This is a genomic window from Pusillibacter faecalis (genome assembly GCF_018408705.1).
GTDB lineage: Bacteria > Bacillota > Clostridia > Oscillospirales > Oscillospiraceae > Oscillibacter > Oscillibacter faecalis.
Genome location: NZ_AP023421.1, coordinates 246,899 through 269,145, shown reverse-complemented (window position 1 = coordinate 269,145; position 22,247 = coordinate 246,899). Strand labels below are relative to the sequence as shown.

28 protein-coding genes and 3 pseudogenes are annotated in these 22,247 nt (G+C 48.8%); 29 read left to right on the top strand and 2 right to left on the bottom strand.

Features of this window, described 5'->3' with window-relative positions; all coding sequences use genetic code 11:
• Nucleotides 1-12: 12 nt before the first annotated feature.
• The 23 genes and pseudogenes from KJS55_RS16010 to KJS55_RS15900 form a co-directional block, all read left to right on the top strand.
• The gene (locus tag KJS55_RS16010; protein WP_213543854.1) at nt 13-216 is read left to right on the top strand and encodes a plasmid mobilization protein; all 204 of its coding nucleotides are present in this window, start codon (nt 13-15) and stop codon (nt 214-216) included.
• A gap of 116 nt (nt 217-332) precedes the next feature.
• Nucleotides 333-665, top strand: coding sequence for a plasmid mobilization protein (locus tag KJS55_RS16005; RefSeq protein WP_213543853.1), 333 nt, complete (start codon nt 333-335; stop codon nt 663-665).
• Between the two features lie 144 nt (nt 666-809).
• Nucleotides 810-998 (top strand): MerR family transcriptional regulator, encoded by a 189-nt coding sequence (locus tag KJS55_RS16000; protein ID WP_213543852.1) that lies wholly within the window; start codon nt 810-812, stop codon nt 996-998.
• A 58-nt stretch (nt 999-1,056) separates the two neighbouring features.
• A complete protein-coding gene (locus tag KJS55_RS15995; RefSeq protein ID WP_213543851.1) occupies nt 1,057-3,798 on the top strand; it encodes a type I restriction endonuclease subunit R in 2,742 nt (913 codons plus the stop codon).
• Between the two features lie 2 nt (nt 3,799-3,800).
• Complete coding sequence (locus tag KJS55_RS15990; protein WP_213543850.1) at nt 3,801-4,787, top strand: hypothetical protein; 987 nt, start codon at nt 3,801-3,803, stop codon at nt 4,785-4,787.
• A 95-nt stretch (nt 4,788-4,882) separates the two neighbouring features.
• A complete protein-coding gene (locus KJS55_RS15985) occupies nt 4,883-5,671 on the top strand; it encodes a hypothetical protein (RefSeq protein ID WP_213543849.1) in 789 nt (262 codons plus the stop codon).
• A 41-nt stretch (nt 5,672-5,712) separates the two neighbouring features.
• Entirely contained in the window at nt 5,713-6,828 is a 1,116-nt protein-coding gene (locus KJS55_RS15980) for a restriction endonuclease subunit S (RefSeq protein ID WP_213543848.1), read from the top strand.
• A gap of 1 nt (nt 6,829) precedes the next feature.
• Nucleotides 6,830-7,405 (top strand): hypothetical protein, encoded by a 576-nt coding sequence (locus tag KJS55_RS15975; protein ID WP_213543847.1) that lies wholly within the window; start codon nt 6,830-6,832, stop codon nt 7,403-7,405.
• 10 nt (nt 7,406-7,415) lie between these two features.
• Nucleotides 7,416-8,117, top strand: a complete 702-nt coding sequence (locus tag KJS55_RS15970) for a hypothetical protein (protein WP_213543846.1) — start codon at nt 7,416-7,418, stop codon at nt 8,115-8,117.
• Nucleotides 8,110-9,597 (top strand): class I SAM-dependent DNA methyltransferase, encoded by a 1,488-nt coding sequence (locus KJS55_RS15965; protein WP_213543845.1) that lies wholly within the window; start codon nt 8,110-8,112, stop codon nt 9,595-9,597. The genes KJS55_RS15970 and KJS55_RS15965 overlap by 8 nt, the downstream gene beginning before the upstream one ends.
• Before the next feature lie 9 nt (nt 9,598-9,606).
• Nucleotides 9,607-10,641: pseudogene (locus KJS55_RS15960) on the top strand (alcohol dehydrogenase).
• 14 nt (nt 10,642-10,655) lie between these two features.
• Nucleotides 10,656-11,021, top strand: a complete 366-nt coding sequence (locus KJS55_RS15955) for a YkvA family protein (protein WP_213543844.1) — start codon at nt 10,656-10,658, stop codon at nt 11,019-11,021.
• Between the two features lie 18 nt (nt 11,022-11,039).
• Nucleotides 11,040-11,414, top strand: coding sequence for an MmcQ/YjbR family DNA-binding protein (locus KJS55_RS15950; protein ID WP_228300589.1), 375 nt, complete (start codon nt 11,040-11,042; stop codon nt 11,412-11,414).
• Nucleotides 11,415-11,431: 17 nt separating this feature from the next.
• Nucleotides 11,432-12,127: a dihydrofolate reductase family protein gene (locus tag KJS55_RS15945; protein ID WP_213543843.1), complete on the top strand. Its 696-nt coding sequence runs from the start codon at nt 11,432-11,434 to the stop codon at nt 12,125-12,127.
• Nucleotides 12,128-12,153: 26 nt separating this feature from the next.
• The gene (gene bcp, locus KJS55_RS15940; protein WP_213543842.1) at nt 12,154-12,618 is read left to right on the top strand and encodes a thioredoxin-dependent thiol peroxidase; all 465 of its coding nucleotides are present in this window, start codon (nt 12,154-12,156) and stop codon (nt 12,616-12,618) included.
• A 3-nt stretch (nt 12,619-12,621) separates the two neighbouring features.
• Nucleotides 12,622-13,005, top strand: coding sequence for a rhodanese-like domain-containing protein (locus tag KJS55_RS15935; protein ID WP_213543841.1), 384 nt, complete (start codon nt 12,622-12,624; stop codon nt 13,003-13,005).
• Between the two features lie 2 nt (nt 13,006-13,007).
• Nucleotides 13,008-13,766, top strand: a complete 759-nt coding sequence (locus KJS55_RS15930; RefSeq protein WP_213543840.1) for an EFR1 family ferrodoxin — start codon at nt 13,008-13,010, stop codon at nt 13,764-13,766.
• A complete protein-coding gene (gene yaaA / locus KJS55_RS15925; protein WP_213543839.1) occupies nt 13,763-14,518 on the top strand; it encodes a peroxide stress protein YaaA in 756 nt (251 codons plus the stop codon). Before KJS55_RS15930 ends, yaaA begins: the two co-directional genes overlap by 4 nt.
• 17 nt (nt 14,519-14,535) lie before the next feature.
• Nucleotides 14,536-15,057 (top strand): GNAT family N-acetyltransferase, encoded by a 522-nt coding sequence (locus KJS55_RS15920; protein WP_213543838.1) that lies wholly within the window; start codon nt 14,536-14,538, stop codon nt 15,055-15,057.
• Entirely contained in the window at nt 15,054-15,572 is a 519-nt protein-coding gene (locus KJS55_RS15915; protein WP_228300588.1) for a DUF6933 domain-containing protein, read from the top strand. Before KJS55_RS15920 ends, KJS55_RS15915 begins: the two co-directional genes overlap by 4 nt.
• Nucleotides 15,569-15,949, top strand: a complete 381-nt coding sequence (locus KJS55_RS15910; protein WP_213543837.1) for a (deoxy)nucleoside triphosphate pyrophosphohydrolase — start codon at nt 15,569-15,571, stop codon at nt 15,947-15,949. Before KJS55_RS15915 ends, KJS55_RS15910 begins: the two co-directional genes overlap by 4 nt.
• Nucleotides 15,946-16,362, top strand: a complete 417-nt coding sequence (locus KJS55_RS15905; protein WP_213543836.1) for a peptide deformylase — start codon at nt 15,946-15,948, stop codon at nt 16,360-16,362. Before KJS55_RS15910 ends, KJS55_RS15905 begins: the two co-directional genes overlap by 4 nt.
• Nucleotides 16,363-16,373: 11 nt before the next feature.
• Nucleotides 16,374-16,706 (top strand): annotated as a pseudogene (locus KJS55_RS15900) (TrmH family RNA methyltransferase); the annotation flags it as partial.
• A 193-nt stretch (nt 16,707-16,899) separates the two neighbouring features.
• On the opposite strand, the gene KJS55_RS15895 reads toward KJS55_RS15900, so the two are convergent.
• A complete protein-coding gene (locus KJS55_RS15895) occupies nt 16,900-17,592 on the bottom strand; it encodes a response regulator transcription factor (protein WP_213543835.1) in 693 nt (230 codons plus the stop codon).
• Nucleotides 17,593-17,764: 172 nt separating this feature from the next.
• On the opposite strand from KJS55_RS15895, the gene KJS55_RS15890 reads away from it, so the two are divergent.
• From KJS55_RS15890 to KJS55_RS15880, 3 genes are all read left to right on the top strand, one after another.
• Nucleotides 17,765-18,220: a MarR family winged helix-turn-helix transcriptional regulator gene (locus tag KJS55_RS15890; RefSeq protein WP_213543834.1), complete on the top strand. Its 456-nt coding sequence runs from the start codon at nt 17,765-17,767 to the stop codon at nt 18,218-18,220.
• A gap of 1 nt (nt 18,221) precedes the next feature.
• Entirely contained in the window at nt 18,222-19,409 is a 1,188-nt protein-coding gene (locus KJS55_RS15885; RefSeq protein WP_213543833.1) for an MATE family efflux transporter, read from the top strand.
• A 242-nt stretch (nt 19,410-19,651) separates the two neighbouring features.
• Nucleotides 19,652-20,374 carry a CPBP family intramembrane glutamic endopeptidase gene (locus tag KJS55_RS15880; protein WP_213543832.1) on the top strand — a complete coding sequence of 241 codons (723 nt, stop codon included), beginning with the start codon at nt 19,652-19,654 and terminating at the stop codon, nt 20,372-20,374.
• A gap of 42 nt (nt 20,375-20,416) precedes the next feature.
• Here KJS55_RS15880 and KJS55_RS15875 read toward each other — a convergent pair.
• A pseudogene (locus KJS55_RS15875) lies at nt 20,417-20,920 on the bottom strand (TrmH family RNA methyltransferase); the annotation flags it as partial.
• 120 nt (nt 20,921-21,040) lie between these two features.
• Here KJS55_RS15875 and KJS55_RS15870 point away from each other — a divergent pair.
• From KJS55_RS15870 to KJS55_RS15860, 3 genes are all read left to right on the top strand, one after another.
• The gene (locus tag KJS55_RS15870) at nt 21,041-21,301 is read left to right on the top strand and encodes a histidine kinase dimerization/phospho-acceptor domain-containing protein (protein ID WP_213543831.1); all 261 of its coding nucleotides are present in this window, start codon (nt 21,041-21,043) and stop codon (nt 21,299-21,301) included.
• A 91-nt stretch (nt 21,302-21,392) separates the two neighbouring features.
• A complete protein-coding gene (locus KJS55_RS15865) occupies nt 21,393-21,746 on the top strand; it encodes a GHKL domain-containing protein (protein WP_213543830.1) in 354 nt (117 codons plus the stop codon).
• A 124-nt stretch (nt 21,747-21,870) separates the two neighbouring features.
• On the top strand, nt 21,871-22,215 hold the full coding sequence (locus KJS55_RS15860; protein WP_213543829.1) for a hypothetical protein: 345 nt from the start codon (nt 21,871-21,873) through the stop codon (nt 22,213-22,215).
• Nucleotides 22,216-22,247 lie beyond the last annotated feature (32 nt).

Genomic DNA, 22,247 nt, shown 5'->3' with positions numbered 1-22,247 from the left:
AGAGAAATTCAAATGAAAACAAGGGAAGAACGCAAAGCAAGAAACACTTCAGATCCCCGCGCTCGACAGATCAATCTGCGGCTCTCAGACGAGGAATACGCACGGCTCACCAAGAGTTCAGCCCTTCGCGGTCTGGGGCGTGCCGCCTATCTTCGGATGGTTTTGCTGGAAAAGTGGAGGGCAGAGGAGAGGGAGGACCCACTTCTTTTTCGGTAAGGTGGAGTGATAGCGGTGCTATACACCGCTGAACTCGCAAGCATAGCATTTTGGTGACAAAATGCGCTTGTTAAGGGCGTCCCCTTAAAATCCCCGATTGCAAAAGGAGAGATCACATGAAAAAAGAGCAAAAGCGGCACATCCAGAAGCAAGAGAAAAAGCGCGTCTATGTATGGCTTACTATAGAGGAATTTGATCATCTGAATGCTAATGTAAAAAAGAGTGGATTACGCCGGGAGCCTTATCTTCGAGCGTTGATTGAAGGACGGGACGTGAGAGAAGCACCCACTCAGGAGTGGATCAAATTGATTGGTCTGCTGTCCGGCATAGGAAATAACCTGAACCAACTTGCCCGTCATGCTCACTATACCGGGCAAATGAATACTGAGAAAATCAATGAGGCTTTGAAAGAGATCAGAGCGATCTTTGACCATGTCAAACAATGGTGAAATATTGACATTATTCGCTCCTCAGACTATAATGATTCTATCAATTAAAGTGGGAACGAGGGCCAATTCAACTGGCTGAATCCGCATTTTGAAAGCCCTACGGAAACGTAGGGCTTTTTTGCTTTTCAGAAGGGGAGGAACCGTATGGAATATATGTCTATCTCACAGGCGGCAGAAAAGTGGGGAATCTCGCCCCGCCGTATCCAGGTACTCTGCAACCAAGCGCGCATCCCCGGCGCGTCCCGGATGGGCTATGTCTGGGCCATCCCGGCAGATGCGGAGAAACCGAAGGATGCGAGAGTTAAAAGCGGACGATACCAGAAACAAACCTAATACCAATTTTGCTCTGTGTAATTAGCATATTGGTATTTTATGGGGAGGAAGTGCCTAGATGACACCTGAACAGAAAGCTCGTGAAATCATCGATAAAAAACTCGGTCAGGCCGGCTGGGTCTTACAAGATACGAAGAAACTCAATCTGTCTGCCGGATTGGGTGTTGCAGTGCGAGAATTTCCGACCAGCACCGGCCCTGTTGACTACACCCTATTTGTGGATGGCACCCCTGTTGGCGTTGTTGAAGCCAAGAAAGACGATGCGGGTGAAAACATTACGGTCGTAGAGGGCCAATCCAGCCGTTATGCCGACAGCACCTTCAAATGGATCAAAAATGACTATCGCATTCGTTTTGCTTACGAGGCAACCAGTAAACTGACTCGTTTCACCGACTACGATGACATCAAATATCGTTCCCGTACAGTATTCAGTTTTCATCAGCCGGTGGAATTGCAGCGTTTACTGAAACAATCTGATACTGTTCGCAACCGCATGAAGCGGTTTCCGGATTTTGATACAACTGGATTTCGCAAATGCCAGATCACAGCCATCGACAATCTGGAGCAGTCTTTTGCCGCCAACAAACCCAAGGCTCTGATTCAAATGGCTACGGGTGCCGGTAAAACCTTTACCGCAATTACCGCCGTCTACCGCCTGCTGAAACATGCCAATGTCAATCGTGTTCTTTTCTTGGTTGATACGAGAGGACTGGGTGAGCAGGCGGAGCGTGAGTTCTTGGCCTATCGCCCCAACGATGATAATCGTTCTTTCTCTGAGATTTATGGTGTTCGTCGTTTGAAGTCCTCGTTCATTCCGGATTCTGCGCATGTCTGCATCAGCACGATCCAGCGTATGTATTCCATTCTCAGCGGAGAAGAGATTGAGGAGTCTGCCGAGCAGGAATCCGTCTATGAGAATCCCTCCGTGGACAAGCAGGCCCCCAAAGAGGTGGTTTACAACGAAAAGTACCCGCTGGAGTTCTTCGATGTCATCATTATCGATGAATGCCACCGTTCCATCTATAATGTTTGGAAGCAGGTCTTGGAGTATTTCGATGCGTTCCTGATCGGTTTAACCGCCACACCGGACAAGCGCACCTTCGCTTTCTTTGACCAAAACATCGTCAGCGAATACCCCAGAGAACAGGCCATCATTGATGGCGTCAATGTTGGCGAGGATATTTTCCTGATCGAAACGGAGGTTGGCAAGCAGGGCGGTACTATCCTCAAACAGATGGTAGAGTACCGCAATCGTTTGTCCCGTGAGAAGCGATGGGCGCAGTTGGACGAGGATGTAAACTACCGGCCTTCTCAGCTTGATAAAGACATTGTCAACCCAAGCCAGATCCGCACAGTCATTCGCTCCTTCAAGGATAATCTGTATACTTCCCTGTTCCCGCGGCGCAAAGAGGTTCCCAAAACATTGATCTTTGCCAAGACGGACAGTCATGCGGATGATATCATTCAAATCGTCCGCGAGGAGTTTGGCGAGGGAAACGAGTTCTGCAAAAAGGTCACTTATTCTGCAGAAAATCCGGAGTCTGTCCTCAGTTCCTTCCGCAACGACTACTATCCCAGAATCGCGGTTACCGTTGATATGATCGCCACTGGCACTGATGTGAAACCCATCGAGTGTTTGATTTTCATGCGCGATGTCCGCAGCAAGAATTACTTCGAGCAGATGAAGGGGCGCGGGACCCGGACTTTGGGCAAAGATGACCTGCAAAAAGTCACGCCCTCTGCCACTGAAAACAAGGATCATTTTGTTATTGTGGATGCTGTCGGCGTTACAAAATCCAAGAAATCCGACACCCGTACTCTGGAGCGCAAGCCCACCGTCAGCCTGAAGGAACTGATGATGAATGTGGCGCTCGGGGCAAAGGACGAGGACACGCTGACTTCTCTGGCCAGTCGCATCATCCGTTTAAATAGCCAGATGACCACATCCGAACGGAAAGCTTTTAACGAAAAAGTCGGTATTCCCGCAGGTATGCTTGCGGAAAATCTGCTGAACGCTTTTGATGAAGATATCATCATCGCAAAAGCGCAGGCGAAGTTCGCTTGTGATGAACCTGCTCCCGAGCAGTACGCAGAGGTACAAAAAGAGGTTATCAAAGCGGCGGCCAAACCGTTCCATGATCCGGAAGTTCGTGATTTCATCGAAAATATTCGCCGCAGTCATGAGCAAATTATTGACAACACCAATCCGGACACGGTGACCTTTGCCAGGTTTGATAACCAGCGCGAGGCCAACGCCGACCGGGTCATCCAAACTTTCCGGAAGTTTATCGAAGCCAACAAGGACGAGATCATTGCCCTGCGTATTATCTACAGCCAAACCTATAAAGACCGGCCTATGGTGATCGAAGGCCTGAAGACCCTCTATGAAAAGCTGAAAGCGCAGGGTGTCACTATCGACCGGCTGTGGGATTGCTATGCCATCAAGAAGCCGGACAAGGTTCGCGGCAAGTCTACCATGCACCAGCTGGCGGATCTAATTTCCATTATCCGCTTTGAGATGGGCTATGGTGATAATCTGCAGCCCTTTGCGGAAACGGTGAACTACAATTTCATGCGCTGGACGCTAAAGCGGAACGCTGGTGCCGTTCATTTCACTGACGAACAGATGGAATGGCTGCGCCTAATTAAAGACCATATTGCAGTATCTCTGAGCATTGAACCCGATGACCTGGATCTGAATCCCTTCGACCGCCGCGGCGGTCTGGGGCGGTTCTATGAGGTGTTTGGGGATAGCTATGAGGTGATTTTGACCGAGATGAATATTGAATTGGTGGCGTAATTATGAAACTGGACTTTAACAACGAAGCCTTTGAACACCATGAAGACCTTCTGCGTAAAATTGGAGAAGCCGTAAGTAAAATCCAGGCACCACTTCAAAAATTGGGGGAGACTGTGCAAATCGCAAATCAGGCCATTGTAGCAACAGCTCAGAGCCAAGCAGTGCAAAATGCACTCCGTCTGGGTCAAGAGGTTGCCAAAACTATGGCAGCATTCGATTTTACCCCTATGTTAAAAAAATTCAGTGAAGCCATAATTCCGCTTAAGTATATTTATCTGCTGGAAAGATTGCGGTGGCCTCTGTTTCTTATTAATGACGCGGAACTGCGTACTCAGATATTATCTGCTTGTGCCGTTAATGAAGACACGAATACTGTAAGAGAGCTTGTTTTCGAGTATTGCGATGATGATTTCTTTGACGCTTTGGCGGTGGATTGGTATGATTGTCCGGCGCTGAAATCAGATCGAAAGCCAATTTTATCTGAAGCGCTTCAAATGCATCGAAAAGGGTTCTACTACGCTTCTGTTTCCACCTTAATGTGTCAAGTATACGGCATTGCTGCGGACATCGATGAGTTGGCAAGGTCAAATGACCTGATTTTAGATCAGGAAGAAAAAGAGTTTGCTGCCGAGCATTTTGAGATTGATATTAAATATATCAACAATGAAAAGGGACGGCTCTTACAGTCTCTTATGCTGACAGAATCAGGACTTCTTTTGTGGGATGCAATGGGAGATTACATCAAAAATGTGACATTGTATTCGGGGAAGGATTATTCCCACATTGACAATCAGCCGTTGCGGAACAAAATTGGCCACGGAGATCAATTGAACTTTGGTACGAAAGAGCATTCTTTGAAGGCTATTTTGACTATCGATATGATGGTTCAATTAGCATATGAGATTAACCGCATTGTTGATCTTCGGAAAAGCAACGATGATGGCGAAGAGGCTCAAGGTCAGGTTTCGGAGCAAAATGCTGATAACTAACAATGGTCTTGCTTTTGCGAAACAAGCTATGATAACGCTTTATTGTCGGATACAACAATTTTGCCGGTGATTTGTTGGAAAAAGGAGAGAGAAATATGCCGATAAACTTCGAACAGCCTATGACTACATATGAGCTAATTGCGATCATTCTGTCTATCCTTGCCTTGGTAATCCCAGCCCTAAAATGGCTGTATGACAAATTCCTTAAACGTTTGGAAATTGACTTTCTTCCTTCAGGAATGATCACTCTGTTGCATAACAGAAGTGGCTCCTATATTACGCTTGGCGGTGTTTATGAGGCAAAAAACAAATCAACAACGGTAAAGGAAATCTCCGCTAAAGTTATTCGTAAATCAGATAACGCAACGCTTTCGTTGCTGTGGTCTGTGTTTCCGTCACCGGTCTTTCGATCCGTAGCTGGGAACTACGAAACTACGTTTGAGACGGCTCATCCTTTCAAAGTGGAAGCCGATACCTTGGCACCTGCATTTGTGGAGTTTTCGAATACCGCATCTAACATGACAGAAGTCTCTGACGGGATTCTGTTCCCAGTCGTAAAGGCATCTACAGCCATATTATCTCAAGCGAACATCACTGTTTTGGCTGCAGATACTGCTGTAAAATCGTTGCCTGAGTACAACACAGCAAAATTGGCACTTAATGATTTCTTTTTCTGGAAGGCTGATATCTATGAATTGGTGTTAACTACGGTTCATAGCAAAGGAACATTTGACAAAAAGTATGTATTTCAATTGTTGGCTGACGAAAGCAGTTCTTTGAGAAGCAATATTGACAATCTTTTGGTTATCCATGTTGCAAACCATTTCGGACTATCTCTCCAGATGAAATCAGTTAGAAAAGAATTTGAGGAAAATAAACAATAAGCACTCAGAAAGCGCTTACTGTTTCAGAACGGAGAAATTCTATGGAACAGCAATGGAAAGAGTATGAGCTCGGCGAGCTCCTTTCATATGTGCAGCCGACACCATACATTGTAGAATCCACTGATTACAACGATAAATATACAACCCCGGTACTAACTGCGGGCAAGACCTTCATTCTGGGGTACACCAACGAAAGGCAGGGTATCTATACTGCACTACCTGTAATTATCTTCGATGATTTCACAACGGCCAGCCGCTATGTAAACTTTGAGTTCAAGGTGAAATCTTCTGCTATGAAGATTTTGACACCTAATACCGAATTGGTGTTGCCGAAATTTATCTATTACAGAATGCAGGTCATCCAGTTTGACCATAGCACACACAAGCGTTACTGGATTCAGCAGTATTCCAAAATCAAGGTTGCAATTCCCCCGATTCCGGTTCAAGAACAGATCGTTTCCCGCATTGAAGAACTGTTCTCTGAACTGGACAACGGCGTGAAAACCCTGCAGAAAACAAAACAGCAGTTGGCCGTGTACCGACAGGCAGTGCTAAAAGAGGCTTTTTCGCAGATAAGCCAATATGTTTCCCTCGGAAAAATAACAGATTCCCGCCTCGGTAAGATGTTAGATAAAGAAAAGAACATTGGTATACCTCGAAAGTATTTGCGGAATATAAATGTTCGTTGGTTTTCATTTGATTTATCCGACCTACTTGAAATGCGAATCGAAGATACAGAAGTGGATAAGTATTCTGTAATCAAAGGAGACTTAGTGATTTGCGAAGGTGGTGAACCTGGGCGCTGTGCCGTTTGGACCGCTGAAGAGCCAATGTTTTATCAGAAAGCTTTACATCGTGTGCGCTTTACAGATGGGTCTAATCCCATGTTTTATATGTATTACCTATGGTTTGCTTCACAAACCGGAAAATTGAACGAGTACTTTACGGGGATGGGAATTAAGCACTTGACCGGACAATCGCTCGTTAAAGTACCGGTGCCTACTGTAAATCGTATCAATCAAGATAAAATTGTCTTGGATATAGAGTCTCGACTTTCAATGTGCGATTCTATCGAAAAAACCGTCGATACCGCATTACAGCAGGCAGAAGCCATGCGGCAAAGCATCCTAAAACAGCCCTTTGAGGGGAGATTATAATATGTCACCTGACTGGGCAATGGTATGGATTACTGTAGTATATGTCATGGCCACTTGTGCAATTTGTTGGGCGAATATTCGTTCGGCCAATGCAACGAAGGCACAGTTGGCGGAAACTAAGCGACAATTCGACGAAGAAAACCGAGCTCTTGTTACGGCTACATTTGAAATCATCCGAAACGGAATCGCTGCATTGTGTATTGAAAACCACGGAAAGCAAGTAGCGTATAATGTAGAAATTCGTATTGTTCCTGAATTTATAAACAATATACGGGATGATACTGACAAAAAGCTTATAAAAGAATTATGTCGGGCATCGTTTACCCTTGGCATTGGACGTAAGTGGTATGCTTGTTTAGGTAGCCATCTTGAATTAGAGCAGCTTAGTCAGGTTCCACTCGCAATTGATATTAGCTATTCTGATAATCAAGGTCGGCATAAGGAAACGACCACGATTGATTTGAAGCAATATTTTTGGTCCCTTATTTACGACTCTCCCATGGTAGATGCCAACGTCGAACTAAAGAAAATGGCAAAATCGTTACAATCAATAGATAGAAAAACTCCGAAGGGATAAAGCTAAACAAATGGAAGCAATTGTTAGAAACTTGAGAGTTGTGTGGGATTTACTATTTGCAAGAGAAGTGTTACTGGTAGGTGCAACTGCTATTCTTACACATTTTTTTGATGTGCGTAAATTAAAAAAAGAGCGTCATACAAAATATCAGGACAAAATCGGAGAAAGCATAGCAGACGCGCTAACTGCTGTTCGGGAGATTTCATTGTCTACAAAAACCTTTGAAATCTATGAATATAGCATTGATAATTCCCCGGCCGATAATGCGAATGCACTTGCAGATTCAGTATACTACCCTGCTTTTATGGCCAATAAAGAAACTTTCTCCCAAATGTGTGAAAGAGTCAGTAGTGCAAGAGAAAAACATGAGCCGTATTTGGATTTAATGTCTGCTGCATACCTTTACATTTTTGAGAGATACCTAATGAACTTGGCATTATATGCTAAAAAGTATGGACTTCAAGAAAATTTGGATGTATTAGGCTTAATTATAATCGTTGATGTTCAAAAGTGGGAAAATAAATTTGATCGTCATCTGGTAAAACGGCTTAATCGCCCTCATTACAAATTGTTTTCTCGGCATGGGTGGCTCTGGAAATTTGCAAAGTGCTATGTTGAGAAAAAATATTTACTGAATACTGAGCTTGATAAAATAATGAAATCAAGTTCAAAAATGATAGACGAAAGCGCAGGTGACTCTACCAATGCCTGAACAAGCATCAACCATAATCTCCAAGGTCTGGGGTATGTGCAATCCTCTCAGAGATGACGGCGTTTCTTACGGAGATTATTTGGAACAGCTTACATACCTCATCTTTCTGAAAATGTCAGATGAGTATTCCAAGCCGCCTTACAAGAAAGAAACCGGCATTCCGGTCGGTTACACATGGCAGGACATGAACAGCCTGAAAGGGGCTGAACTGGAAGAGCAATATAAGAAGACCCTTGAAAAGCTGGGTGAACAGAGCGGTCTGCTGGGCATGATTTTCAAGGGAGCTATTAACAAGATCAGCAATGCTGCTATTCTGTATCGCATTGTTCAGATGATCGACAAAGAGAAATGGGTCTCCATGTCCTCTGACGTCAAAGGCGAGATTTACGAAGGCCTGCTGCAGAAAAACGCAGAAGACGTAAAAAGCGGCGCCGGTCAATATTTTACGCCGCGTCCGCTCATCAAAACCATGGTCAAGTGTATGCGACTTGAGCCTGGAAAGACTATCGCTGACCCCTGCTGTGGTTCCGGTGGTTTCTTCCTTGCAGCACAGAATTTCATCACTGACCCGGTTAACTATACACTGGACAGACCGCAAAAGGAGTTTCTGAAAAACGAGACTTTCTACGGCAACGAACTGGTAGGTACTACATTCAAAATGGCGCTGATGAATCTGTATCTCCATAACATTGGCGATATTTATGGTAAAGTCCCCATTACGAGGGGTGATGCGCTGTTGACCGATCCTGGCTATCGTGTGGACTATGTCCTGACCAATCCTCCCTTCGGTAAGAAATCTTCTATCACCATGACCAACGAAGAGGGCGAAGAAGAGGAAGAGGATCTGGTCTATAATCGTCAGGATTTCTGGACAACCAGTTCCAACAAACAGCTTAACTTCATTCAGCATATTAACACCATTCTGGCCGCGACCGGAAGAGCTGCCGTTGTGGTTCCGGACAACGTACTGTTTGAAGGCGGCCCTGGCGAAATCATCCGTGAGAAGCTGTTGAAGACTACCGATTTGCACACCATTCTCCGTCTACCTACCGGTATCTTCTATAAACCGGGCGTCAAGGCAAATGTAATCTTCTTTGATAAAAAGCCTGCCAGTCCGGAAACACAAACGAAAGACATTTGGATTTATGACTTCAGAACGAATGTCCATTTCACTCTGAAGCAGCACCCCATGACCGAAGCCGACCTCGAGGATTTTGTTACGTGCTATCATCCAGAAAACAGACACGAGCGCAAGGAAACGTGGTCGGAGGATAATCCGGATGGCCGTTGGAGAAAGTTTAGCGCCGAAGATATCTTGAAGCGTGAGAAAAAGAGCCTGGATATCTTTTGGGTTAAGGACAAGTCCTTGGCTGATCTTGACAGTCTGCCCGATCCTGATGTATTGGCGGAGGATATCATCGAAAATCTGCAGAATGCTTTAGGAAGTTTCGAGGAACTAATGCAGCAATTGAAGAATTAAGGAGTACCTATGCTCGCTTACACTTACATAGAACATGGAAAATTTGAATTACAGGACAAGCCAAAGCCTGTCCTACTCCATGACCGGGATGCCATCGTGCGAGTTACACTGGGCAGTATCTGCACCAGCGACCTCCACATCAAGCATGGCTCTGTGCCCAGAGCAGTGCCCGGTATCACCGTCGGTCATGAAATGGTTGGCATTGTGGAAGAAGTCGGTGCGGCGGTCACCACTGTTAAACCCGGTGACCGGGTGACGGTAAACGTGGAAACTTTCTGCGGCGAATGCTTCTTCTGCCAGAATGGCTGGGTGAACAACTGCACCGATCCCAACGGCGGCTGGGCTCTAGGATGCCGGATCGACGGGGGACAGGCGGAGTATGTCCGCGTACCCTATGCCGATCAGGGATTGAATCAGATCCCGGATTCCGTTACTGATGAACAGGCTCTGTTAGTGGGCAATGTGTTGGCTACCGGCTATTGGGCGGCGCAGATCTCCGAGATCAAACCGCAGGACACGGTGCTGATTATCGGTATGGGGCTGACAGGTATCTGTGCTTTATAATGTTTGCGTCTAAAGAATCCTAGACGCATTATTGTATGTGATCGGGACGCAGAGCGACTGAAGTTCGTCTGTGACCGCTATCCCGAGGTTTTGACGGTTGGTCCGGAGCAGGTTGCTGATTTGGTGCAGGCATACAGCGACCACGGTGGCGCGGATGTGGTACTGGAAGTTGCCGGCAGCGAGGAAACCTTCCGTATGGCTTGGGAGTGCGCCCGCCCCAATGCTATTGTTACAGTAGTGGCCCTGTATGACGGCTCTCAGACTCTGCCGCTGCCTGAAATGTACGGCAAGAATCTGACTTTCAAGACCGGAGGCGTAGATGGCTGCAACTGCGCCGAGATGCTGGAGCTGATCGCGTCAGGTAAGATCGACACCACGCCGCTGATCACCCACACCTATGCGCTGAAAGACATTGAGGCGGCTTATAATCTCTTTGAAAACCGTCAGGACGGTGTCATCAAGATTGCGATCAAACCCTGAAAAGGAGTTTCTGCATGAACATCAAAGAACGGGCAGCTTCCTTGAAGCGAGATATTCCGGCTGTCTTTCTGGCGCTGAAAGCGAGAGAAACACCTTTATTGACGAAAATCCTTGCCTTTTTGACTGTGGCGTATGCGCTGTCACCCATTGACCTGATCCCGGATTTTGTGCCGGTGCTTGGGTATCTGGATGACTTGATCATCCTGCCTGCGCTGGTGTTTTTGACCTGCAAACTGATTCCACGGGAGATCTTTGCCGCTTATCAGAAACAAGCTGAGGGAATGTGGCAGAACGGCAAGCCGAAAAAATGGTACTATGCGGTTCCTATTGTGCTGATTTGGGCATTGATTCTTTACTGGATCATCACGAAACTTGTGTGAATAAAGGAGCTTTACGCAGTGGGCGATTACTCAATCACGAGCAGACTGGATTTTGAGACATATATTGCAGAAGCTTTTAGCGTTACCGGAGAGCATCCCTGGGACAGATATCCAAGCCATCAGGTATTCCAGCACACCGGGAACAAAAAGTGGTTCGCTTTGACCATGGATATCCCCAAAAAGAATCTTGAGATCGCAGACGATGGTACGATCAGCGTTGTGAATCTGAAATGTGATACGCGGCTGATTGGTTCATTCCGTATGGAGCCTGGGATCTACCCCGCTTGGCACATGAATAAGGCCCACTGGATCACGGTGGCATTAGATGGTAGTGTCGGCGACGAAAAACTGAAGTTTCTGTTGGACATGAGTTATGAATTGACGAAGAAATGAAAACAGGAGGAACACCGATGAACCGCCCCTACGTCATCTGCCACATGACCACATCCATTGACGGAAAGGTCACCGGCGAATTTTTGAGCCGTCCCAATCACGGAGGCGCAAGCGAACTCTATTACCAAATCAACCGTGACTACAAAGCGGATGCTTACGCCTGCGGCCGTGTTACCATGGAAGGGAGCTTTACCGGCGGTTGGTATCCGGATCTGAGCGGATTTGAGCCTGTTTACAGCCCTATAGACTATCTGGTGGACGAATTGACCGGATTTTATGCGGTGGCCTTTGACCCGCACGGCAGACTGGGCTGGAAGTCCAACCGCATTATCGATGTGGATGAGGATCCCGGCTATGACAAGGCCCAGATCATCGAGGTTTTCACCCACGATGTGGACCCGCGTTATCTGACCTATCTGCAGTCCATGGGAATTCCCTACATCTTCGCCGGAGATACCGAGATGGATGTAGAGGAAGCGTTGTTCAAGCTGAAATCCTACTTTGGAATTCAGACCCTTCTGTTGGAGGGCGGCAGCATTCTGGACGGCGCATTTCAGCGGGCCGGTGTTGTGGACGAGCTGAGCCTTGTGGTCGACCCCGTTGTCGGTGGTTCAACCGACAAGCCGCTGTTTATGAGCAGCGTAGTCGAAGAATACCGTCTGGCAGAAGTCAAAAACCATGACGGCATCCTATGGCTGAATTACAAAAAATAAAACCAATGATACTGGAGGAAACTAAAATGTTGGAAGTTGGCATGAAAGCCCCTGATTTTACACTTTTGGACAAGCGCGGCAACAGCGTCAGCCTGTCTGATTTCCTGGGAAAGAAAGTGGTGCTGTATTTCTATCCCAAGGATAATACCCCCGGCTGCACCCGTCAGGCCTGCGCCTTTGCACAGAACCACAGCAATTTTGAGGACAAGAATGTAGTAGTCATCGGCATCAGCAAAGACTCCGTGGCCTCCCATCTGAAATTTGCCGAGAAGTACGAGCTGCCCTTTGTGCTGCTGTCTGACCCGGAGCTGCAGGCCATTCAAGCCTACGGTGTCTGGCAGGAGAAGAAGCTCTACGGCAAGGTGAGCATGGGTGTGGTACGCTCTACCTACCTCATTGATGAGCAGGGTATGATCGAAAAGGTGATGCCCAAGGTCAAGCCGGATACCAACGCCGCTGAAACTCTGGCTTATCTGAATGGCGAAGGCTGAGTTATGAAGCGTATTGTATTTCTGATTTTAGCCATGCTGTTGGTATTGACCGGATGCGGAGGAACGACTGTGGAGAGCAGCTATCAGCAGATTACGCAGGAAGAAGCCAAGGAGATGATGGACACGCAGGAGGTTGTGATCCTGGATGTCCGGGAACAGGATGAGTTTGACGCCGGACATATTCCCGGCGCTGTTCTGCTGCCTGTGGGTACCATCACCGAGGACACCGCAGCCGCTGTGATCGACGATCTGGACACGGTGGTTCTGGTGTACTGTCGCAGCGGAAACCGCAGTAAAACAGCCTCACAGGCCCTTGCAGATCTTGGCTATACCAATGTCTATGAATTCGGCGGTATCAATAGCTGGCCCTACGAAATCGAGGAGTAATTATGATCGTTTACTTTTCCGGAACCGGCAACAGCCGCTTTGCAGCGGAGTTTCTGTCCAAACAACTGAATGATGAGCTTCTGGATACAGGCCGGCACATGAAAGCAGGGGAGAAGGATACCCTTCATTCTGACCGTCCCTGGGTGTTTGTGGCTCCAATCTACGCATGGCGGATGGCCAATGTATTGGCGGACTATATTCGTTCTGCGGAACTGACCGGCAGCAAGGACGCCTATTTCGTCCTCACCTGCGGCGGTGAGATTGGCAACGCCGGGCAGTATGCCGCCCAGCTGTGCAAGGAGATCGGACTGAACTACAAAGGCGTTCTGGAAGTGGTGATGCCGGAGAACTACATTACCATGTTCAACGCTCCCGGTGAGGAGGAGTCCCGCGCCATCGTTGCCAAGGCAAAGCCCGTTCTGGAGCAGGGCGGCGAGCTCATCCGGAAGGGGAAAGACCTCCCGGCTCATAAAGTTGGCCTGTTGGACAAGCTGAAAAGCGGCCCCATCAACGAGGGCTTCTATAAATTCTACGTGAAGGCAGATGCTTTCTTAGCAACTGACGCCTGTACCGGCTGCGGTGTCTGTGTGGAGGCCTGTCCGCTGAACAACATCCGCTTGAGCGACGGCAAGCCTGTCTGGAACAAGCACTGCACCCACTGCATGGCCTGTATCTGCGGCTGTCCCACCGCGGCCATTGAATACGGCAAGAGAAGCAAAGGAAAGCCCCGCTATCAGTGCCCAAAGGATGAAATCCTATGAGAATTATCATTTCCCCAGCCAAGAAAATGAACGTAGACACGGACAGCTTGCCTGTCCGCGATCTGCCTGCCTTTTTGGAGCAGACCGAGGAGCTTTGCCGGGAATTGCAGAGCAAGTCCCCGGAGGAGCTGCAAAAGCTCTGGAAGTGCAATGACCAGATCGCCGCGCTGAACATCGAGCGCCTGCGGCAGATGGATCTGCGCCGCAATCTGACCCCAGCTGTACTGGCCTATGAGGGCATTCAGTACCAGTACATGGCACCTAATGTCTTTACCAATCAAGAATATGATTACATACAGGAGCACTTGCGCATCCTCTCCGGCTTTTACGGCATTCTGCGTCCCTTTGACGGCGTGACGCCCTATCGTCTGGAGATGCAGGCAAAGCTGAAAATCCACGAAGCAAAAGACCTTTACAACTATTGGAACAATCAACTTGCAGATCATATTTTTGCGGGAACAGACTGTGTGATCAATCTCGCCTCCAAGGAGTACAGCATCTGCGTCTCCAAATATCTGCACCCCGGTATCCGCTTCATCACCTGCGTGTTTGGAGAGGAAAAGGACGGAAAAATCATCGAAAAAGGCACCATGTGCAAGATGGCCCGGGGCGAGATGGTGCGCTATATGGCGGAGCATCAAATCGAAAATCCGGAGGATATCCGCACTTTTGACCGTCTGGACTATGCATTCAATTCCGAGCGCTCTGACGAGGAAACCTATGTATTTGTAAAGAGCAGCAAGAAGATGTGAACAGAGGAGAACCCACAATGAATTTGACCTTTCGCCCTTGTACCATGAGCGATCTGGAGACGCTCCGGGATTTTTCCCGCACCAACTTCTACGAGACCTTCGCCCACCTGAATACCCCAGAAAATATGGAGGCCTATTTGAACGAAGCCTTTGACACGGAAAAACTGCGTGGTGAACTGTCCAATCCGGCCTCCTTTTTTTACTTCCTGTATGCCGACGATATCCTCGCCGGGTATCTGAAGGTCAACGAAGTCCCGGCCCAGTCCGATCTGCAGGACGAGCGCTCTTTGGAATTGGAGCGGATCTATATTTCTAAAAACGTTCAGGGAGCCGGTCTGGGACAGTATCTGATGGATCAGGCTGTCCGTTTTGCGGTGCAGCGGGAGAAGGAATACCTTTGGCTGGGCGTTTGGGAAAAGAACGAAAAGGCTCTTGGTTTCTACAGAAAAAATGGCTTCTATGAAATTGGCACCCATACATTTGTAATGGGTGACGATGCCCAGACCGATTACATCATGCGGAAAGATCTGAACGCATGATGAAGCTTGGATTGACATGGCCTCTCCAGCGGCTGCTGAAGGTGGCCGTTCCTTACGGAGACACCATCCACCGCGGCTTATGCTGGGATGCCCACTGCATCACCCTCCACGGCCGCAGCAGCTTGCTGCTGGTTCACTGTGAGAGCCGGTACACCTGCGTGCGCTATGACCTGTCTCCCATGGACTGGAAGCGTCTGGAGGAAATCGTATACGAGGAAATCCGTTTAGGTCTGCTGGATGCCGGGATTCCGGAGGAACAGGTGTCAGCCTATATGGAGGAAGCAGGGGACATCCAACTGACCCGCACCCACGGCAGGAGAGAGGTAGCCTTTCTCAACCGGGCATGGGAGGATGTACTGTCCGCCGACCTGTTGGTGGATCAAAGCAGCAACCGCCAGCCCTTGCTGAACCACGCCGTCAATGACCGTCTGTGCCGCTGCGCCGGAGCGAATGGCATTGATACGGCGCACGCCCATTTGAGGCGATATTTTCACGAAAGAGAGCGAACAACATGACAGAAGTAGTCGCCGCCCTGATTTGGGATGAAAACCGTTTTCTGGCCTGCCAGCGCCCTGCGAACAAAGCCCGTGGACTCCTGTGGGAGTTTGTGGGTGGCAAAGTGGAGCCGGGAGAAACGAAAGAGCAGGCCCTGATCCGGGAGTGTCAGGAGGAACTGGCCGTCACGGTAGCCGTTCAGGACGTGTTCATGGACGTAACCCATGTTTACCCCGATCTGACTGTCCATCTGACCCTGTTCAACACCTTCATTGCGGAGGGAACTCCCCAGAAAATCGAACACAACGATCTTCGCTGGATCACGGTGGAGGAGATCGATGAATATGAATTCTGTCCCGCTGATGAAGAGATTTTAAGGAGGCTGAAGGAAGTATGATCTGGCCCATTATGAAAGATATCATTTTCCTTGCGCAGAAGTCCGTCCCCGCGGTGAACTGTGAGGAGGATCTTCAGGTTGCCCGTGACCTTCTGGAGACGCTGGAGGCCCACAAGGAGGGCTGTGTTGGCATGGCCGCTAACATGATCGGCGTTTCCAAGCGGATCATCGCCTTTGATAACGAAGGGACCTACATGGTGATGTTCAATCCGGAGATCGTGAAGAGTTCCGACCGCTACGAAGCGGAGGAGGGCTGCCTGTCCCTCACCGGAATCCGGAAAACCAAACGCTGGAAGTCCATTAAAGTCCAGTACCAGAATGAGCAGTTCCAGACCCGATTTAAGACCTTTACCGGCTGGACGGCCCAGATCATCCAGCACGAGATCGACCACTGCAACGGCATCATCATTTAAGAGGTACGATTATGGCCAACATCATTGAAATCACAGACTTTCTGGCACCGGAGCTGGATGTTTACGCCCGCCTGACGGAGGTACAGCTGCTGAACCGGGAATATCCGGAAAAGGGTCTGTTCATCGCGGAAAGCCCCAAGGTCATCGAGCGTGCGTTGAATGCGGGCTGTGTCCCTGTCTCCATTCTGGTGGAAAAGAAGCACATAGAAGGGGAGGCCAAAGAGATCATCGCCCGCTGCCCCGATATTCCGGTTTACACAGCGGAATTTGATGTTCTGACCCAGCTGACGGGCTTCAAGCTGACCCGTGGTATGCTGTGCGCCATGCGCCGCCCCAAGCTGCCGATTGAAGGTCCAATCATCCACCTGCTTGTACTGCGCCTGCGTCAGAACAATGTCCTGCATGAACAGAACACTGTCAATGATGGCACCGGTGGCGATGCTGAGCAGCTGAAACAGGAATAAGGCGATGACAAAGGTAATTGCCAGCACGCCCAAAATCTCTCTGGACAGCTTGTGGCGTTTCCGGATGTTCGGTTTAGTCAATGTAGTACCACCTTCCCCAGGCAGTCTTGATATAGGTGGGGGTTCGGGAATTGTCACCCAGTTTTTTACGGATGTTTTTGATATGTACCATGATGGCGCTGTCGCCTACGGCATTATCATCCCAAATGCTGCTGTAGATGTTTTCCAAAGAGTAGATCTTCTTTTTGTTGGAGGCCAATAACTCCAGAATCTTGAACTCCGTGTAGGTCAGCGCAATGGTTGTTTCTTCGCCTTTGATGACAGCCTGACTGTCCAGATCCAGAATCACATCCTGAATGGCGATTCGGTTCATTTGGGGCACCGATGCCGCAGGGGCGGCATTTCGGCGCAGGATGGCACGCACCCGCATCAACAGCTCCACATTGGAAAAGGGCTTTACGATGTAGTCATCCGCGCCCACGGAAAAGCCCATGACCTTATCCGACTCGCTGGAATAGGCAGTCAGGAAAATGATGGGGGTATCATATTGCTTCCGGATCTCAGCAGCCGCCATGATACCGGAAAGCCGGGGCATATTCACATCGAGAATATAGAGGTCAATATCCGCCGAGATTTGGTTCATGAGCTCCTGCCCGTCCTCTGCCGCCTGTACGGCATACCCTTCTCCACTCAGAAGCAGGGTCAAAACATCGTGGATCTCCTTTTCGTCATCTGCGATTGCGATCAGTTTTTTTCCGTCTTTCATGGCGTATTCCCTCCGGAACCAAGAATGTTCATTAAAACAGATCATCTACGGCATGGATCTCTCTTCAAACAGAAAGATTCCATTTTTCGACATCTTTTAGGCGTTGACAGCTGTCCGAAATCGGATTACAATGCTTCTTGTCCGATTTCGGATAAGAAGGGAGCGGTTTACTATGAGTAACAACACTCGAAATTATATTTTGACATATAACCAGCTGTTGAAGGAATGCGATACGATCTATCATACGGCGGCGGTAAATTCCGGCCTTTCAGATTGTGCATTCTGGATCCTCTATACAGTTCAGGACACGGAGCACATCTATACGCAGAGTGAGATTTGCGATAACTCCTCCCTGCCAAGGCAGACCGTAAACTCGGCTCTGAAAAAGCTGGAAAAGGACGGTTATCTGACCCTTCAGCGCATTGAGGGCAAAATCAGCAAGTCCATTCATCTGACGAAGCAGGGACAGGCCTTTGTACAGAAATATATTGTTCCTGTTATGGGCGCGGAGGAACGGGCCTGCGAACTGTTCTCTGACGAGGAAAAGGAGTTGTTTCTGAAGATTTTCCGCACTCTTGTAGACCGTCTGAATGAGGAGATCTCAAATGTGATCCCGGAGGAAACCTGACATGGCCAAAAACAAAGCACCAATTCAATTATCTGACCATTTTGATTATCTGACGCTGATCCGCTTCACGATTCCGTCGGTGCTGATGATGGTCATCTCTTCTGTCTATAGTATCGTAGACGGTTTGTTTGTTTTCAACTTTGCCGGCAGTGACGGTTTTGCAGCGGTGAATCTGATGATGCCCATTGCCATGATGATCAGTTGTGTAGGGTTTATGGCCGGTGCCGGTGGCAGTGCGTTGGTTTCCAAGACCATGGGCGAACAGCAGAGCGAAAAAGCAAGAGACCAATTCTCTCTGATCGTCTACCTGATCATTGCTTTTTCTCTGGTGGTTGGTGTTGCTGTATTCCTCTTTGTTCCGCAAATCGCTAAAACGATGGGCGCTGAAGGCGCGATCTACGATAACTGTGTCATCTATGGTCGTATTCTGATCGCGGCACTGCCTGCTTTTATGCTTCAAATCCTGTTCCAGAACTTCCTCGTTGTGGCAGAAAAGCCGCAAATGGGTATGGTGATCGCCATTTCCTCCGGTGTCACCAACATCGTGTTGGATGCCCTATTTGTGGCAGTTTTCAAGTGGGGCGTTACCGGAGCCGCCGCGGCCACTGTGCTCGGTCAGGTCATCGGTGGTCTGGTTCCTTTTCTCTACTTTGCAATGAAGAAAAACCATCTGTTGTGGTTTACCAAAACAGCATTTGATTTTGAAACCGTCAAACGTACCTGTATCAACGGGTTTTCGGCCTTTATCAATAATGCCGCGTTGTCTGTCGTCAGCATCGTGTTCAATTTGCGGCTAATGGCGTTGATGGGTTCCGACGGCGTGGTAGCATATGGCGTTGTTATGTATGTGACATACATTGTATCCGGTGTATTTACCGGATACGCGACTGGTATTGCTCCGGTGTTCAGCTATAATCTTGGTGCAGATAACACCGAAGAAATTAAGGGACTATTCAAAAAGAGCCTTGTCTCCATTGCTGCCTCTGCCGTTGTGCTGGTAGGCTTCGTCATGATTTTTGCCAGAGTTCTGGCGTCCATTTTCGTCAGCTATGATGCAGGACTGATGGAACTGACCACAGGTGCCATTCGACTTTACAATATTTCTTTCCTGATCTGCGGCTTCAGCATTTTCGCCGCGTCTTTCTTCGCTGCATTGAACAATGTTTGGTATCCAGCATTCTGTCTTTGACAAGAACGCTGGTATTTCAGCTTGGCTGCCTGCTCATTTTGCCCGCTGTCATTGGCAATAACGGCATCTGGCTTTCGGCTACCCTCGCCGAGATCCTTGCTGTCATAGTTGCAGATTTCTTCATTGCAAAAAATCGTGGGAAATATCAGTATTGGTAATGGAGCGCTCCTCTTTTGTCCGGATTGTAAATAATCCTGCCTCATGATATACTCTAAAATGAATTTTTCCTTGGAGTGAATTGGATGCAGAAGTTTTACAAAAAACATGAACTCTGGTTTACGTTAAGCTGGATCATCTTTTATGTGGGGGCCGTCAGCTTTGCAGACGAACTGTCCAGAACCATCGGAACTGAGAAGCTCGTTACACTGCCTCTGCTGCTGGCTATGTGCGCAGTGCTGCTGATCTGGATGAATCGTAACAACCTCTTTTCGACCTTTGGCCTGTGTAAAGGGAGTGTTCCCTCTTCCAAAGTGCTCTGGTACATCCCGCTGGCAGCGTTGATCTCCAGCAATCTGTGGTTTGGCCTTCGGTGGAATCTGTCCGTACATGAAACTCTGCTCTACATCGGCAGCATGATCTACGTGGGTTTCGTGGAAGAAGTGATCTTCCGGGGACTTCTGTTCAATGCCATGTGCAAGGACGGTCTGAAATCCGCTGTGATCGTGTCCAGCCTCACCTTTGGCATCGGCCACATTGTCAATCTGTTCAACGGCAGCGGCGCGCAGCTGGCATCCAACCTCTGTCAGGTGGGCTATACTATAGCAATTGGCTTCCTGTTTGTCGTTCTGTTCCTGAAAACCGGCAGTCTGATCCCCTGTATCGTGACCCACAGCGCGGTCAACTCCATGAGCGTCTTTGCCAACGAAGGAAGTATTACCGTGACGCAGGAGATCTTCAGCGCCATCGCCATTGCGGTGATCGCCCTCGCCTATGCCGTCTACCTCCTGAAAAAGCTGCCTGAATAACATCTGATCTGCGGCTCCGCCAAGTGCGGGGCCGCTTTTTTCTTACTCCGTCTGGCTCAGCTGATAGAAGGCCACAGCGCTGGCAGCGGCCACATTCAGAGAATCCACGCCGTGGGACATGGGAATCCTCACGGTATAGTCACATTGGGCAATGGTGTCAGCGGCCAACCCATCCCCTTCTGTGCCAAGGATGATGGCCAGCTTTTCTTCCGCCAACAGCCGGGAATCCCGAATGGTAACGGAGTCATCACTCAGCGCCATAGCGGCAGTTTTGAAGCCCAGCTCTTTCAGTGTCCGCATCCCATCACCCGGCCAGGACGCCTCATCCCCGCCTAAGAAGGTCCAAGGAATCTGGAACACCGTACCCATGCTGACGCGAATGGCACGTCGATAGAGCGGATTACTGCAGGCGGGGGTCAGCAGAACCGCATCCATATTCAGGGCCGCAGCAGAGCGGAAAATAGCGCCGATGTTGGTGGGGTTCATCACATTTTCGAGGATCGCAATGCGGCGCGCGCCGGAGCAGACCTCCTCCACGGTGGGCACCTTCTGGTTTCCGTTGGCTTTTTTGTAATCTTCTTTCTGTTCCTGCTGGGCGAGCGGCTTTCCTATATCCGTGACATTCTCGAAGGAATTGATGCTCTGCAGCAAGGCCGAGAAGATCATGTGGTTCCGGTGGAGGGAAACAACGAACTGACCCAGCTCGCCAAATCGGTAAACTATCTCTCCCAGACGCAGCGGGAGGTCAAACAGCGAGAGCAGGCACTTTCCGCCGAAAAGGAGCAGTTTATCCGCGGCCTGTCACACGATATTCGCACCCCGCTTACATCCATCATGGCGTACTCCGAGCTGCTTGCCGGAGAAAAGGCGGTTGCTCCGGAGGAACAGGAGAAATATTTGCACCTGATCCACACTAAGGCGGGGTAAATCAAAGAGATGACCGATCTTCTTCTGGATGGCAGCAAACGCAGCCCTGAGTATTTTGAAAATGCCTGTCTGTTGATGGAGCAGCTGGCTGATGAGTTTGAGGGGCATGCTGGAGGACGTTTTCACTGTAAAGACCACCCTCGCTTGTCCCGCGTTCTCCGCCACCTTTGATGTGCAGGAGCTGCAGCGTATCTTTGACAATCTGATTTCCAACGTACAGAAATACGCAGCGCCGGACAAGCCGGTACTGCTGGCCATTTCTGCGGAAAACGGGCAGCTCAACATTCGACAGGAAAATGCCGTCCGCAAGCTGGATGCATCGTCAGAAGGGTATCAGATCGGGCTTAAGAGTATCCGGCGCATCGCTCAAAACTATGGTGGGCGCGTCGAAGTCCGGCAGGACGATGCTATGTTTATGATCAGCATCATACTTTCAGAGATTTGACAGGGTTTCTTTAGAAATCTTTAGAATTGCCTTGGAAATTTCTTCAGAACCTCGTGCTATTCTATCCTCAACAAAGCAAGACACCTAAAAACAAATCAAACAAATCGAAAGTGAGGAAATGAATATGTTGTTAACTTCTCTGGATCTGTTGGTCATCGTCTTTATGGTTCTGGCCTCCGTGAGCCTGCTGGCACTGTCTCTGATGTTCCTGGTGCGTAATCCCCGCATCAAAAAGGTTTGCTTTTACATTGTGGCGCTTCTCGGTATCTACATGGGCTATGTCGGCTTCCGCATCGGCTCAGGTCTCTTCCCCGTGCAGACGGCCCTCGGCGTGCTCGTCGCAGTCGCTGCCATCGCATCCATTGTTCTGGCCTTAACCTGCAAGAACAACGAGAAAAAGTTCAAAATCGCGCGTCTTGTTGCTGCAGGCTCTCTGATCGTTGGTTTCGCCAATGCCTTTATGATCTGAGCGCTTAACCGCAAGGGCACCTCTTGTACCAC